Annotated in this window: 9 protein-coding genes and 2 pseudogenes; 9 read left to right on the forward strand and 2 right to left on the reverse strand. The window is 52.4% G+C overall.

Translation table 11 applies throughout. The features are described 5' to 3' along the window. Window positions 1-379: 379 nt before the first annotated feature. From lrp to JZM30_RS10210, 6 genes and pseudogenes are all read left to right on the forward strand, one after another. The gene (gene lrp / locus JZM30_RS10185; RefSeq protein WP_252318533.1) at window positions 380-874 is read left to right on the forward strand and encodes a leucine-responsive transcriptional regulator Lrp; all 495 of its coding nucleotides are present in this window, start codon (window positions 380-382) and stop codon (window positions 872-874) included. Between the two features lie 117 nt (window positions 875-991). Next, on the forward strand, window positions 992-4,432 hold the full coding sequence (locus JZM30_RS10190; RefSeq protein ID WP_252318534.1) for a DNA translocase FtsK 4TM domain-containing protein: 3,441 nt from the start codon (window positions 992-994) through the stop codon (window positions 4,430-4,432). A gap of 157 nt (window positions 4,433-4,589) precedes the next feature. Next, window positions 4,590-5,201, forward strand: coding sequence for an outer membrane lipoprotein periplasmic chaperone LolA (lolA, locus tag JZM30_RS10195; RefSeq protein ID WP_252318535.1), 612 nt, complete (start codon window positions 4,590-4,592; stop codon window positions 5,199-5,201). 7 nt (window positions 5,202-5,208) lie between these two features. Next, window positions 5,209-6,552: a replication-associated recombination protein A gene (locus tag JZM30_RS10200; protein WP_252318536.1), complete on the forward strand. Its 1,344-nt coding sequence runs from the start codon at window positions 5,209-5,211 to the stop codon at window positions 6,550-6,552. Window positions 6,553-6,649: 97 nt separating this feature from the next. Then, a complete protein-coding gene (serS, locus tag JZM30_RS10205; protein ID WP_252318537.1) occupies window positions 6,650-7,948 on the forward strand; it encodes a serine--tRNA ligase in 1,299 nt (432 codons plus the stop codon). 167 nt (window positions 7,949-8,115) lie between these two features. Continuing rightward, window positions 8,116-9,264: pseudogene (locus tag JZM30_RS10210) on the forward strand (MFS transporter). 3 nt (window positions 9,265-9,267) lie between these two features. Here JZM30_RS10210 and JZM30_RS10215 read toward each other — a convergent pair. Continuing rightward, a pseudogene (locus JZM30_RS10215) lies at window positions 9,268-10,186 on the reverse strand (LysR family transcriptional regulator). 246 nt (window positions 10,187-10,432) lie between these two features. On the opposite strand from JZM30_RS10215, the gene JZM30_RS10220 reads away from it, so the two are divergent. From JZM30_RS10220 to JZM30_RS10230, 3 genes are read left to right on the forward strand one after another with little or no spacing between them, the layout of a single operon-like run. Further along, window positions 10,433-11,764, forward strand: coding sequence for a cytosine permease (locus tag JZM30_RS10220; RefSeq protein WP_252318538.1), 1,332 nt, complete (start codon window positions 10,433-10,435; stop codon window positions 11,762-11,764). A gap of 46 nt (window positions 11,765-11,810) precedes the next feature. After that, window positions 11,811-12,920 (forward strand): S-methyl thiohydantoin desulfurase family protein, encoded by a 1,110-nt coding sequence (locus tag JZM30_RS10225; RefSeq protein WP_252318539.1) that lies wholly within the window; start codon window positions 11,811-11,813, stop codon window positions 12,918-12,920. Window positions 12,921-12,926: 6 nt separating this feature from the next. Continuing rightward, on the forward strand, window positions 12,927-14,498 hold the full coding sequence (locus tag JZM30_RS10230; RefSeq protein WP_252318540.1) for a hydantoinase/oxoprolinase family protein: 1,572 nt from the start codon (window positions 12,927-12,929) through the stop codon (window positions 14,496-14,498). A gap of 57 nt (window positions 14,499-14,555) precedes the next feature. Here the strand turns inward: JZM30_RS10230 and pflA are convergent, their stop codons facing one another. Then, a complete protein-coding gene (pflA, locus tag JZM30_RS10235; RefSeq protein WP_252318541.1) occupies window positions 14,556-15,296 on the reverse strand; it encodes a pyruvate formate lyase 1-activating protein in 741 nt (246 codons plus the stop codon). Window positions 15,297-15,434: the final 138 nt, after the last annotated feature.

Consider the following 15,434-nt stretch of genomic DNA (forward strand, 5'->3'; position numbering starts at 1 on the left):
GTCTTACCGAGTGCACAGTAGGGTTTTATTTGGCAGTTTCTTCTGATTTTCATTGTTTTGCTTTGACAATCGGCTACCGTTTTGCGAAAATATCTAAGGAATAGGAAACTATTTGTATGTGAATGGTTGAAAGCTCGGTTTTTCTTTATGTTGTGGCTTTTACCGTGCGACCGCTGATGGTGCGTTTATAACAGGACAGACAGGGTGTTATGCACGCAGGGATGACATTGCGGTGCGCCGCGGCGGTGAAAGGAGAGTGACGTAAAGCGACCCTTGATATACAAAATATACAGCGCGTCTTCTTTTAGGGCTGCTCTGATACATTGATGTGGGTCGGAGTGTAGCAAGGGCAAGGATGTAGTGAAGAGAGACAATAAGAATGGTAGACACGAAAAAACGACCGGGAAAAGATCTTGATCGCGTCAATCGCAATATCCTGAATGAATTACAAAAAGACGGCCGAATCTCTAACGTTGAACTTTCCAAACGCGTAGGGCTTTCTCCTACACCGTGTCTGGAACGCGTGCGCCGCCTGGAGCGTCAGGGCTTTATCAATGGCTATACCGCATTGCTGAACCCGCATTACCTCGATGCTTCACTTCTGGTGTTTGTTGAGATCACGCTAAACCGCGGTGCGCCTGATGTTTTTGAGCAGTTCAACACTGCTGTGCAAAAATTGGAAGGAATTCAGGAGTGCCATCTGGTCTCCGGGGATTTCGACTATTTGCTGAAAACACGCGTGCCGGATATGTCCGCATACCGTAAGCTGCTGGGTGAAACATTGCTACGCTTGCCGGGTGTGAACGATACCCGTACCTACGTGGTGATGGGAGAAGTAAAACAGAGCAATCGTCTGGTGATCAGAACGCGCTAAACGCAGGGGTGCAAAGCCCGCTAATTTCATCTACACTCCTGTGAATATATACAGTCACAGCGCCGAGTTCGCCTCGGCGTTTTGTCATGAACATGAACAGGACCCCTGGAGAGACGCTTGAGCCAGGAATATACCGAAGACAAAGACGTGGCGCTGAAGAAACTCAGCGGCAGCCGTCGTTTATTGGAAGCGATTTTAATCGTTGTTGCGCTATTCGCCGTTTATTTGAGCGTAGCGCTGGTTAGCTTCAGTCCGTCCGACCAGAGCTGGTCACAAACTGCCTGGCATGGGCCCATTCATAATCTTGGCGGTGGTGTTGGCGCTTGGCTGGCCGATACGCTGTTTTTCATCTTTGGCGGGCTGGCTTATGCCATTCCACCGATCATGCTGTCGCTGTGCTGGGTGGCCTTTCGCCAGCGCGATAATCAGAGCGATGTCGATCTGTTTACTCTCTCTTTGCGCCTGATTGGTACGTTGGCGCTGATCCTCACGTCCTGCGGTCTAGCCACGCTCAATGTGGACGATCTCTACTATTTTGTCTCTGGTGGTGTGCTGGGCAGTTTGCTGAGCAGTTCAATGGTCCCGCGTTTCAACAGCATGGGTGCCACGCTGATTCTGCTCTGCGTCTGGGCAGCGGGGTTGACGCTGTTTACCGGTTGGTCATGGTTGACGATTGCGGAAAAAATCGGCGGCGCGGTATTAGGCCTTCTGACGTTCTTCTCCAACCGTTCTCGCGTAGAAGATAACTACCGCGATGAGGATGACGATTTGCACGACAATGCGGATCGGGAGGGCGAACACTCCGATACATTAACCGCGTCAACTGAGGCAATAGCCGAAGACGTGGATGCGGATGACATATTGCTGGCACCAGCTGCGCGTGAGCGCGCCGCTGATGAAACAGAGCAAAACAGTACGGTAAGTGGCGTTGACGCAACGGATCATCTTGCTCCGGTGCAGGAGTCGATTCCGGTTGATACGGTGCCAGACTCAACGATCGCGCCCAGAGCATTCACCCCGGCTACGCCAGCAACGGCTGGCAGTCATGAGACCCACGGACAGGATTCACTGCCGCCGCTTTACGCGTTTGAGTTGCCGCAAGCTGCTGTGCAGGAAAATAACGCGTTACCCGCCTTTTCGCCGGCGACTGTGCCCGATCGCGATCGCACGCCGCCGTTGGGTTCTATTCATGATCTGGGTGCACCCGCAGTGGCCGCGGCCACGCCTGCGTCTAGCGATGCCGTGCCCTTTATGCCTGCCTTTACGGCCGCAGGGGAGGATAATCCTCAGGTGAAACAAGGCATGGGGCCTGAATTGCCGCGTCCGAATCCGGTTCGTATTCCTACCAGGCGTGAACTGGCGTCTTATGGCATCAAGTTGCCGTCACAGCGTCAGGCAGAAGATCAAGGGCGAGAAGCACAACGTTTGGCACAGTCCCAGCCTGAAACGATTGAAAGGGTTGCACCCGAAGAGGCTGACGTTGACGAGGCCGCACAAGAGGCTGCTCTGCGTCAGGCTTATCCGGAGAAACAAGAGCAACGCTACGGCGAGGACTATGCCGAAAGCGAACAGGATGAAGAGGCACTGTTGCAGGCACAATTGGCGCAGGCGTTTGCTCAGCAGCAACAGGCGCGTTATGACGTTAGTGCGCAGCCAGAAGGTCCGAGCGCAACGCCAGCCGTCGAGCCCGTAGGCACAAAAGAGCTGGCCTCAGCCAGTGTGACGGCAGCATTTATCGCCGGTGTTGCTGCGGATGCCGATGCGAATGAGCCTGCCTTTTCTTTCTCGCCGTTTAACGATTTGGTGGATGAGTCGCCCAAAGCTCCGCTGTTTACCTTGTCGCCAGCCGATGTGGCTGAATCGGAGCAGGATTCTGCCCCCCCATCGCCCACATGGCGTGCGGCAACTGGCGACGATGATAGCCTGGCAACGCGCGCACATCCGGTGGTGGAGCCTCAACATAGCGAGGATTTCGCCGATGAGGATGAGCCTGAAAGCGATGCCACGCCTTCGTTGATGGATAGTCTTATTCATCCGTTTTTGGTGCGTAACGATCAGCCTCTGCAAAAGCCAACCACACCATTGCCTACGCTGGAACTTCTCACAGCACCGCCGGAAAGTGAAGCGCCGGTGGACCATTTCGAGCTTGAGCAGACCGCGCGTCTGATTGAAGCGCGTCTGGCGGATTATCGTGTTACCGCCAGCGTGGTGAGTTACGATGCAGGGCCAGTGATCACCCGTTTTGAGCTGGACTTGGCTCCCGGCGTGAAGGCCGCACGTATTTCCAACCTGTCGCGTGACCTGGCGCGCTCGCTGTCAGTCGTAGCGGTGCGCGTGGTGGAAGTTATCCCCGGTAAACCTTATGTCGGTCTGGAACTACCGAATAAACTCCGCCACACCGTTTATCTGCGCGAAGTGCTCGATTGCAAGGCATTCCGTGATAACCCGTCACCGCTGGCAGTGGTGCTGGGCAAAGATATTGCTGGTCAACCGGTGGTCGCCGATCTGGCGCGTATGCCGCACTTGCTGGTGGCAGGGACGACAGGGTCGGGTAAATCTGTCGGCGTAAACACCATGATCATCAGCATGCTGTATAAGGCGACGCCGCAAGATGTGCGCTTTATCATGATCGACCCCAAAATGCTTGAGCTGTCGGTCTACGAAGGTATCCCACATTTGCTGACCGAAGTGGTCACCGACATGAAAGATGCGGCGAATGCGTTGCGCTGGTGCGTCGGTAAAATGGACCGTCGCTATAAGCTGATGTCCGCATTGGGCGTGCGCAATCTGGAAGGCTATAACGAGCGGGTGAAAGCGGCGGAAGCGATGGGGCGTCCGATCCCTGACCCGTTCTGGAAACCCGGCGACAGCATGGATACTACACCGCCCGTGCTGGAGAAATTACCCTTTATCGTGGTGATGGTGGATGAATTTGCTGATCTGATGATGGCGGTTGGCAAAAAGGTGGAAGAGCTGATCGCTCGCCTGGCGCAGAAAGCGCGCGCGGCCGGTATCCACCTGGTGCTGGCGACGCAGAGGCCTTCCGTGGATGTTATCACTGGCCTCATCAAGGCCAATATTCCAACGCGTATCGCTTTTACCGTGTCGAGTAAAATTGATTCACGTACCATCCTCGATCAGGGCGGTGCTGAATCGCTGCTGGGAATGGGGGATATGTTGTACATGGCACCAAACTCCTCCATTCCGGTGCGTGTGCATGGCGCGTTCATTCGCGACCAGGAAGTTCATGCCGTGGTCCTGGACTGGAAAGCGCGCGGGCGTCCGCAGTACATTGACAATATCACCAGTGCCAGCGATGACGGTGAAGGCGGTAATCTGGAATTTGGCGGCGATGAAGATTTGGATTCGCTGTTCGATCAGGCCGTGGCCTTTGTTGTAGAAAAACGGCGAGCCTCCATTTCTGGCGTGCAACGTCAATTCCGCATCGGCTACAATCGTGCCGCGCGTATTGTGGAACAGATGGAAATGCAAGGCATCGTTAGCGCGCCGGGGCATAATGGCAACCGAGACGTGTTGGCACCGCCGCCCATGGACTGATGCCATTTACAGACAATTCGTCTACCGCATCGCGTGATTCTCAGGCAATAGTTATAGGTAGCACGGCGAGCAGTAGGTCGTGCAGTACGACATGTGCAAAGTACGATAGTCAGACCGCGATGGCAGTCTTTTGAATCGACAGCAAAGGATGTAAATAATGAGAACAGGCTTAGTGGCAGGCGCGCTGATCGCCGGGATGACGTCCAGCGCGGTTTATGCCGATGCGGCGAGCGATTTACAGAGCCGACTGAACAAAGTGAACAGCTTCCATGCGACGTTCACCCAGAAAGTCACTAGCGCTGAAGGGACGGCGGTGCAGGAAGGTCAGGGGGAACTCTGGCTGAAGCGGCCAAATCTGTTCAACTGGAAGACCACCGCGCCGGATGAAAGCGTGCTGATCTCTGATGGCAAGACGCTGTGGTTCTATAACCCGTTCGTTGAACAGGTGACAGCGACCTGGCTGAAAGAAGCCACGGGCAATACGCCCTTTATGCTCATCACACGTAACGATGCCAGCGAATGGGGCCAGTATAACGTGCGTCAGCAAGGGGATGACTTTGAGTTAACGCCGAAAGCGGCCAAGGGCAACCTGAAACAGTTTGCCATCAACGTCAATGCCAGCGGCACCATCAAGAGCTTTGTCGCGACAGAGCAGGATGGGCAACGCAGCAGCTATACCCTGCAAAACCAGCAAAATGGCGCTGTGGATAGCAGCAAGTTCACCTTTACGCCGCCGAAAGGCGTGACGCTGGACGATCAACGGCAGTGAGGCCATCGTGAGTAACCTGTCGCTGGATTTTTCGGACAATAGCTTTCAGCCGCTTGCGGCGCGTATGCGGCCCGCTACGTTGGAGCAATATATCGGTCAACAGCATCTGCTAGGCGCGGGTAAGCCCTTGCCGCGAGCGATAGAGGCGGGGCAGTTACACTCCATGATTCTATGGGGGCCGCCAGGCACCGGAAAAACCACGATGGCAGGGCTGATTGGTCGCTACGGACACGCTGACGTGGAGCGGATCTCGGCCGTGACCTCCGGCATCAAAGAGATTCGTGAAGCGATAGAGCGTGCGCGGCAAAATCGCGATGCCGGGCGACGCACCATCCTGTTCGTGGATGAAGTACATCGCTTCAACAAGAGCCAGCAGGATGCTTTTCTGCCGCACATTGAAGATGGCACCATCACTTTCATAGGCGCAACCACCGAAAACCCTTCGTTTGAGCTTAATTCGGCGCTGCTGTCGCGTGCGCGCGTCTATTTACTGAAGGCACTCACCGCAGAAGACATCGAACAGGTGTTACAGCAGGCGATGACCGATACCGCACGAGGGTTTGGCGGGCAGAACATCGTATTGCCGCCTGAGACGCAGCGATTGCTGGCGGAACTGGTGAATGGCGATGCGCGCCGCGCGTTGAACAGTCTGGAAATGATGGCGGATATGGCCGAGGTCGATGCGCAGGGCAACCGGGTGCTAACCCCCGAACTGCTGCACGAAGTGTCGGGCGAACGTAGCGCGCGCTTTGATAACAAGGGCGGCCGTTACTATGACCTTATTTCTGCATTGCATAAATCGGTGCGAGGTTCAGCACCTGATGCCGCATTGTACTGGTATGCACGCATTATTACCGTCGGTGGCGATCCGCTGTATGTTGCACGGCGTCTGTTGGCGATAGCCTCTGAAGATGTGGGCAATGCCGATCCGCGGGGAATGCAGGTGGCGATCGCCGCCTGGGATTGTTTCACCCGCGTGGGGCCGGCAGAAGGGGAACGCGCTATTGCTCAGGCGATTGTGTATCTGGCTTGTGCACCCAAGAGTAATGCGGTCTACACCGCCTTTAAAGCGGCGATGCAGGATGCCAGAGAGAAACCGGATTACGACGTGCCGGAGCATTTGCGCAATGCGCCCACCAAACTGATGAAAGAGATGAGATTGAGTGCGGAATACCGCTACGCCCATGATGAACCCAATGCCTACGCGGCGGGTGAAGACTATTTCCCGCAAGCGATGGCGCAAACGCGTTACTATCAGCCAACGTCACGCGGTCTGGAAGCCAAAATTGGTGAAAAGCTAGCCTGGCTGACTGCACAGGATCAAAATAGCCCGACAAAACGCTACCGCTGAACTAGGCGTTGCGGTAAGGTTATAAAGTTCTTTTCTACCGCGCGACGGGTGTCGCGCAACGTAAAATTTCACCAAAAAACATTAAAACAGGATTAGCATGCTCGATCCCAATTTACTGCGTAATGAGCTAGACGCAGTTGCCGAAAAGCTACTGGCTCGCAGAGGTTTTAAACTGGATGTAGACACGCTGCGTCAACAAGAAGAACGCCGCAAAGTGCTACAAGTAGAAACGGAAAGTCTGCAAGCAGAGCGTAACTCCCGATCGAAAGAGATCGGTGCGGCTAAATCTCGTGGTGAAGATATCGAACCGTTGCGCCGCGAAGTAGTGAATACCCTGGGTGAAAAGCTGGATGCGGCCAAGGCCGAGCTGGATGCCTTGCAAAATGCCATTCGTGAACTGGCGTTAACCATTCCGAATATGCCGGACGACACTGTGCCGTTGGGCAAAGATGAGCATGATAACCAAGAAATCAGCCGCTGGGGTGAACCACGTCAGTTTGATTTCCAGGTGCGCGATCATGTTGATTTAGGCGAATTGGCGAAAGGCGTCGATTTTGCTGCTGGTGTTAAATTGACCGGTGCGCGTTTCGTTGTCATGAAAGGACAAATTGCTCGCCTGCACCGTGCGCTGTCACAATTTATGCTGGATCTGCATACCGAACAGCACGGTTATCAGGAAGCCTACGTGCCTTATCTGGTTAACCACGCTACGCTGTACGGTACCGGCCAGTTGCCGAAGTTTGGTGAAGACCTGTTCCACACTAAACCGTTGGATGAAGAAGCGGAAAGCAGCAATTATGCGCTAATCCCGACGGCGGAAGTGCCGTTGACCAATCTGGTGCGTGATGAAATTCTGGACGAAGAAACGCTGCCGATCAAAATGACGGCGCACACCCCGTGTTTCCGCTCTGAAGCGGGTTCCTATGGTCGTGATACCCGCGGCCTGATCCGCATGCACCAGTTTGACAAAGTGGAGTTGGTGCAGATTGTGCGCCCGGAAGACTCCATGGATGCGCTGGAAACGCTGACGACGCATGCGGAAACCGTGTTGCAACTGCTGCAACTGCCTTATCGCAAGGTGCTGCTGTGTACTGGTGACATGGGCTTTGGCTCAACCAAAACCTACGATCTGGAAGTGTGGCTGCCAGCGCAGAATACCTACCGTGAAATCTCTTCTTGCTCCAACATGGGGGATTTTCAGGCTCGACGCATGCAAGCGCGCTGCCGCAGCAAGAGCGACAAGAAAACGCGTATGGTGCATACGCTGAACGGTTCCGGTCTGGCGGTTGGGCGTACACTGGTTGCCGTGCTGGAAAACTATCAGCAGGCGGACGGACGTATTGCCATTCCTGATGTACTGCGTCCTTATATGGGCGGGTTGGAGTTTATCGGCTAAACATGCCGCTGTCTCGTTATCAAAAGCGCCTTTCGGGGCACTTTTTTTGCATTATGACGCCACAGTATCACAAAACGTGCGGCCTGAGTTTGCCCTCGTTGACTTTTAAACGCGCAGTGGCATGATGCGCGCGCACTTCCTTGTTGTATTGGTTACCCACGCCCACTATGTCTGCTTTTTCTCGCCCAGTGCTGTTATTGCTCTGCGGCCTTATGCTGCTTACGGTTTGTATCGCTGTACTGAATACGTTGGTTCCGTTATGGCTTAACTATCAGCATGATTCCGTGTGGCAGGTAGGCGTTGTGGGGTCATCCTATTTTACGGGTAACTTGCTGGGGACGCTGTTGGCCGGGCGCTTGATTCTCCGTCAAGGATTTAATCGCAGCTATTACCTTGCGGCGTTGCTGTTTGCGTTGGCAACGCTGGGGCTGATGTTTTCCACGGACGTAACCAGTTGGCTGGTATGGAGTTTTGTAGCAGGTGTCGGTTGTGCGTTGATATGGGTTGTGGTGGAAAGTGCGCTGTTGTGCAGCGGCTCATCCACGCACCGTGGTCAACTGCTGGCAGCTTATATGGTTGCCTATTATCTGGGAAGCGTCGTTGGCCAGATTTATGTCGGCCTGCTGCCAACCGCTGTAGCGAGTGTTATTCCCTGGATGGTCATGCTGATTGTGCTTGCCGTGTTACCGTTGCTGTGCACCCGTTTACCGCGTCTGGCGCAGCCGGAGCATCCGGTCCATGTGGGGAAAATGCTGCGTAAACGCAGTGCGCGTCTGGGCATCAATGGCTGTGTGATTTCCGGCGTGATCCTGGGGTCGCTGTATGGGTTGATGCCGCTTTATCTTTCCCACAATGGCACCAGCGATGCCGACGTGGGTTATTGGATGGCGTTGTTGATTGGTGCCGGTATTGTCGGTCAGTGGCCGGTGGGGCGCATGGCAGATCGCTATGGGCGTTTGTTGGTGCTGCGTGTGCTGGTGTTTGCCGTTATTGTCGCCTGCGTTGCGTTACTGAGCGTTGGACATCTGGTAATGGCACCTGCGTTGTTTTTGCTGGGCGGAGCGGGATTTACGCTGTATCCTGTAGCTATGTCCTGAGCGTGCGAAAAGATACGTCATGAAGAGCTGGTAGCGATGAACCAGTCATTGCTGCTCAGTTACACTGTCGGCAGCCTTGTTGGTCCCAGTATGGCGGCCGCGCTGATGAAAACTTATTCTGATCGCGTGCTGTTTGTGCTGATTGCTGCGGTATCGCTGGTTTATCTGGTCATGCTGCTGAAGAAAAGCGATCGCCATCCTAAACCGTTGGCGGCATAAATGTCACTTTAGGCTGGCTAATGAGCTTTTGCCTGCCTCCACGATATTGTTCCATAACGCTTCTGCTACCGGGCTCAGGCGCTGCCTGGCATTGCGAATCAGGTAAAATACTGGTCAGGTTTAACTCGTCAGGGGCGATAGCGGCCAATTTGCCCTGTTGTACCCATGGTGCGGCATAATGATCGGGTAGGTAGCCAATATGGGTGCCGGCTAACAGGAGCAATAAACAGCTTTCGAGGTGCCAGGCGGTTTGATGAAAACCTTTCTTAGAGATTAGCCCTAATTGTTTGCTGATTTCATTAACAGCATGTCCACCAATCATAAGCATTCTCGGGTTCAGTGAGCCATTGCGCCAATCTCTTTCAATGTATTTTGCCTCTTTTGCTGTTGAATACAGATAGCTGTGCTCAATAAATACCGGTTCGTAATAGATATCAACAGGGAAGTCATCGGGTAATGCGCTAAGCACAATGTCCAGATTGGCATTTCTTAGGTGCTCAATCAGTGGAGTATATTCGGAGATCTCCAATTGTACGTTCACTTCGGAACTCTGTTGGTACAGCTTTGCTATTGCGTGTGAGACCACATTGTTGGGATGTGTAGCCGTGTTGTCCAGACAACCGAGTTTCACGGTACCTTTAAGCTGATGTTGAATACGTGCTAATCGATGGGCAAACTCATTGATCGTGGTGATAATAGATTTCGCTTCCTGGTAGACAATTTCTCCTTCGCTTGTGAGTTTAAAACCACTGCGGCCCCGTTCGCAAAGTAGCACGCCAAGCACATCTTCCAGGCGAGAAAGATAGCTGCTTAAAACAGGTTGAGTCAGCCCTGTTGCATCTTGTGCATTGGTAATACCTCGCTTTTCTACGATGATACAAAACAATTTCAGCCAACGAATTTCAAGCTTATCTAATCGCATAAAGCATCCTATTCAATATATCAAATATGGCAAATGTTAACATTGAAAAAAATTGCTATTACCAGAAGTAAATTCGCTTTATGTTATACACACACCCGATCCGATTAGAAAGAAGCCTTACCGTTTTTTGTATTACACCAGGGAAACCCTATTGCCACGTTAAACGTGTCAATGCTTTTTTGATAGCCCCGCGGAAACATCACGTAGAATGTCCGTTAGTGAAATTTAACCTAGATGGGTAATAGTATGTCTGACGAAAAATGTGTTCGAATAAAGTCAAAATCTGGATATGTCTGTGACTATGAATGTGAGGCCGTGCCCAGTGAAGCACGCAAACGATGGTATATCATTGCGCTGATTTGGACTGCTATTGGCATTGATATATCAGGACTTTATCTGGCTTCCTATCTGAGTGGTGGGTTATCATTTGGTGCTGCTGTCAGTGTGACACTTATTGGATCGGCTATTCTCAGTATATTAGCGGCACTTTGTGGTAACGTTGGTTTTAGCACTGGATTTTCAACAGCATTATTGAGCAATTCAATATTTGGTCTCTGGGGCGGAAAACTGATAAATATTATGCTGCCGCTATCGCTAGTCGGGTGGTTTGCATTTCAATTGGATTTTTTTGGAGAAATATTGCAAAAATCACTGTGTTACTACCAACTATTTCCTGAACGCTTGAGTATTTTGGGTTTTGGTATGCTGCTGATGACGATACCTGCTATATGGGGTGTCTGTGCGCTGGGTACACTCAGCACATTCAGTGTGTCGCTAATGTTGGTGTTGATTATAATCGGGATCTTTTTAGCAGCCCAAAATCAGTCGACTGTTGTTGCGCCCTTAACGCTGACAAGTTCGTTGAGCATGGGGAACGGTATTTCTTATGTGGTTTCGATTTGGATTATGGCTGTTGTTATTTCACCAGATATTGCACGCTATGCGAAAACGCGTAAAGACGCAATTTTAGGTGCTGGTATCGGATTTTTCGTCGGTAACAGCATTATCATTCTGATAGCGCTAATTCTGACGCATTTAGTTGGAAGCAGTGATTTGGTTGAGATATTTTTCAGCATCGGTCTCGGAATATCCGCTATTGTCATTTTGATTTTTGCCCAATGGACAACGAACAATTCCAACCTTATATCATCCGCATTAGGGCTCTCCGTCGTCATGCGTAGCGTACCTCGTCCAGTCTTGGTTACGCTACTTGCTTTGGCCGGCTTGGGGCTTGCCTGTAACGGCATGGTGACCAATTTCACTGTCTTTTTGTCACTCCTTGGAATTTTTATCTCACCAATAGCGGGCGTCTATTTGGCTGAATACTACTTTTTGGGGGCCCGACACATAGCACAGCGGATTGACACAGCTAAGGTAGTTAATGTTCCTGCCTGTAAGGTAGTTAATGTTCCTGCCTGTATAGCATGGATTATTGGGAGCGGGACCAGTTTGCTCACGTCGCCTGAGTTTAGTGGGAAATTGACGCTCACCACTGTACCCGCGTTGGACGGTGTTTCTGTGAGCATAATCATTTATGTTGCTCTGAGCAGCATCATGCAAAAACGTTTGGCTGGTTAGTTGTTAGAACGAACCGTATTCTCGAAACTACCCGATTGGATGATGTATGAGCCGTTATATTGACGAACAAGTCATTGATGATATCGCGTTAGGCGCATCGGTATTAGGATCGGGTGGAGGTGGGGATCCTTATCTTGGCGCTTTGATTGCAAAGCAAGCGATGAACTACTGGGGGCCAGTTCATCTGTGGAATATTAACGATATTGAAGATAACGCACTTTTTATCCCCTGTAGTTCAATGGGGGCGCCGACGGTGGCGATTGAGAAAATTATTTCTCCATCGCAAGTGATACGTGCCTTTGAGATTATGGAGACAATGCTTGCGCGATGTGCTACGGGAACTTTCCCTATTGAAGTCGGCGGTATTAACTCGTTGATACCAATGATTCTGGCCGCGCAAAAGCAGATCCCCGTGGCGGATTGTGATGGTGTAGGCCGCGCATTTCCTGAAGTACACATGGTTAGCTTCTATCTTTACGATCTTCCTTCAGGGCCAAATACCCTTGCGGATGAAAAAGGCAATACGCTGGTTTTACACCCGATTGATGGCCTCTGGTCTGAACGCTTTGCCCGCGCGATCATGGAACAAATGGGCGCAGCAGCGGTGATGTGCGACTACCCATTAACCGGGCGGGCTTTAAAGAAAAGCGCAATTACCGGCACCCTCACTCTGGCCCAACATATCGGACAAACGTTACGTCTGGCGTGGCAGTCGGGCAGTAACCCGATTCATGCCATCACCCAGTCACTCAATGGCCATGTTATCGCCTCCGGCAATATTATAGACGTTAAGCGCCAGACCACGGGCGGTTTTGCGCGTGGTCACGTGATTATCGAGGGGCGGCGCAACGATAAGAGTGAACAGGTTACCGTATTATTCCAGAATGAGTTTCTGCTGGCATACCGTTCATCTGCCCACCGAGAACCTAGGCAGGATAATCTGCTGGCGGTGGTGCCCGATCTGATCTCAATTCTTGACAGTGAAACAAGTCGCCCGATCGTAACCGAAAACCTTCGCTATGGGCAGCGAGTTGATGTGGCGGCATCCCCCTGCCACACCAAGTGGCGCAGTGCAAAAGGATTGGCTGTCGCTGGCCCCAGATATTTTGGTTATCCCGTTGACTATGTGGCTATTGAACAGTTGGTGAATCGGTAAGGCGGCATGATGGCGTTAAAAAATCACTATCGTCTCGGTGTTGATGTGGGCGGAACACATACCGATGCAGCTATTTTGGATGGCGATCTGCGCTGTGTCGCCACCGCGAAGGCCCCGACGAGCGAGGATGTGCATGGCGGTATACTGTCAGCCATTGCACGGGTGATGGCCCGTTCGGGGTTAGCACCAGATCACATCCGCTATGCCATGCTTGGCACCACGCAGTGCACCAATGCAGTAGTAACACGTCAGGGATTGAACCGTGTAGGTTTGCTGCGGCTTAGTCTGCCCAGCAGCGATGGTGTCCCTCCCTTGTGGGGATGGGACGCAGCATGGAGAGCTATTGTGGGCGATCATCTCTATCAGTTACACGGCGGTTATGATATTGATGGGCGAGAGATCCATCCTCTCATCTACCAGGAGGTGATCGCTGCCTGCGAAAGGATGCACGGGCAAGTCGACTGCATCGCAATTTGTGGTGTGTTTGCGCCGATCAATGCGGCACAGGAGCATCAGGTTGCGCGGTGGGTGAGTGAGAGGCTACCTGGCGTCGTGTTGTCCCTGTCGCATCGTATTGGCAATATTGGGTTGTTAGAACGCGAAAGTGCAACTGTTCTGAACGCGGCACTGCATACCACGGCGGATCGTTTTGTGAATGGCTTCATTAATGCCTTAAGGCACCATGGTATCTCGGTTAAGCCTTATTTTAGCCAAAATGACGGAACCCTACTGTCGATGGAGGCGGCCAAACGCTATCCCATCTTGACCATGGTCTGTGGACCCACCAACTCGTTGTGCGGTGCAGGTCATTTATCGGGGCTGAAAGAGGCGCTGGTGATTGACGTGGGCGGTACGACAACCGATATCGGCGTTTTGACCAAGGGCTTTCCACGTGAGTCTTCTCTCGCAGTGAATATCGGCGGCGTACGTACGCAGTTTCGTATGCCATATATTCTCTCCATCGGTATTGGTGGTGGCACGCTGGTGCGCGAAACCCCTGAAGGTGAGGTGCAGATTGGTCCGGATAGCGTTGGTTATAACTTGTTACAACAGGCAATGAGCTTTGGTGGCGACCGGCTAACATTGAGCGATGTGCTGATCAACGGTAAGCCGGGAAGGTGGCCGGGGCCGCCACCCTCGGTGCACCCCACGCTAGATGCATCATTCTGCCAGCGCGTTTATCACGCCATGATTGCCAGGGTAGAGGAGGCTATTGACCGGATGAAGACGTCCGTGGCGTTAGTGCCCGCGATCGTAGTGGGAGGAGGCAGTATTCTGCTACCTGATAGGTTAAAAGGCGTCAGCAAGGTGATCGTGCCTGCAAATTTTGCTGCGGCCAATGCTATCGGTGTGGCGCTGGGGCAGGTTAGCGGACAAATTGATAGAGTGGTGGAGATGGACGAGTGCGATCGCGCTAGCGTGCGTGATGCCTTGCAAAAAGAGGCGATTGCGTTGGCAGAGGCGGCGGGTGCAGAACGCGGAAGCATAATGGTCATCGAGTTTCTTGAAGTACCGCTAGCCTATTTGCCGGGCAATGCCGTTCAGGTAAAAGTGAAGGTTGCTGGAAATCTGCTATAACAAGCCAGGCATGATGTGACGCGCTCCCATCCGGTCATCGTTTGGGAGCGCGTCACATCAGTAAATGATTTTGTGCCCGTAGCTTTGCAGTATGGACTGTACGCGGTTCATGGTATCGGCTTTCGGCGGTTTTACACCATCCATCTTATATTCTTCCCCCATAGCGACCCATTTATGCTTGCTCAGCTCATGGTAGGGCAGCAATTCGATTTTCTCAATGTTGGTCATGTCTTTGGTAAATTCACCCAGCAGGTGCGTTGAGGCATCATCATCCAACCAACCAGGGACGACTACGTAGCGAATCCAGGTACGCTGATTGCGCTTGGCTAAATAGCGGGCAAATTCCAGCGTGCGGTGATTGGAGACGCCCACCAGATTCTGGTGAATACTGTCATCCATCTGTTTCAAATCCAGCATCACCAGATCGGTCACATCCAACAGTTCATCAATCACCGGATCGTAGCGGCGCACGAAACCATTGGTATCGAGGCAGGTATTGATGCCTTCTGCCTGACAAGCGCGGAACCAGTCGCGCACAAATTCAGCCTGAAGAATGGCTTCGCTGCCCGATGCGGTAACGCCTCCGCCCGAAGCATTCATAAAGTGGCGATAGGTCACCACTTCTTTCATCAGATCCTCAACCACGATCTCCTTGCCGCCGTGGGTATCCCAGGTATCGCGGTTATGGCAATACAGGCAGCGCATCAGGTATCCCTGAAAGAAAACGATGAAACGAATACCGGGACCATCAACGGTTCCGCAGGATTCAAATGAGTGAATGCGACCGCTCAGTGACATTGCAAGTGTTTCTCCAAATGTGGCCGTTCAATAGCAGCCGGTGTTAACACGAACAGGGAAATGCAACGGTGCGCCGACGTCATGTAGGACGTGTAATAAACGAACGGTAAACCGTCTCGCCTGTGTCGTGTTGAATCT

The organism is Candidatus Symbiopectobacterium endolongispinus (assembly GCF_018777385.1).
Taxonomy (GTDB): Bacteria; Pseudomonadota; Gammaproteobacteria; order Enterobacterales; family Enterobacteriaceae; genus Symbiopectobacterium; species Symbiopectobacterium endolongispinus.

What these genes read in the sequence shown, in the direction of transcription:
- JZM30_RS10220 (WP_252318538.1), top strand. Translation starts at nt 10,433, where the DNA reads ATGTCTGACGAAAAATGTGTTCGAATAAAGTCAAAATCTGGATATGTC.
- lrp (WP_252318533.1), top strand. Translation starts at nt 380, where the DNA reads ATGGTAGACACGAAAAAACGACCGGGAAAAGATCTTGATCGCGTCAAT.
- lolA (WP_252318535.1), top strand. Translation starts at nt 4,590, where the DNA reads ATGAGAACAGGCTTAGTGGCAGGCGCGCTGATCGCCGGGATGACGTCC.
- pflA (WP_252318541.1), bottom strand. Translation starts at nt 15,296, where the DNA reads ATGTCACTGAGCGGTCGCATTCACTCATTTGAATCCTGCGGAACCGTT.
- JZM30_RS10225 (WP_252318539.1), top strand. Translation starts at nt 11,811, where the DNA reads ATGAGCCGTTATATTGACGAACAAGTCATTGATGATATCGCGTTAGGC.
- serS (WP_252318537.1), top strand. Translation starts at nt 6,650, where the DNA reads ATGCTCGATCCCAATTTACTGCGTAATGAGCTAGACGCAGTTGCCGAA.
- JZM30_RS10230 (WP_252318540.1), top strand. Translation starts at nt 12,927, where the DNA reads ATGATGGCGTTAAAAAATCACTATCGTCTCGGTGTTGATGTGGGCGGA.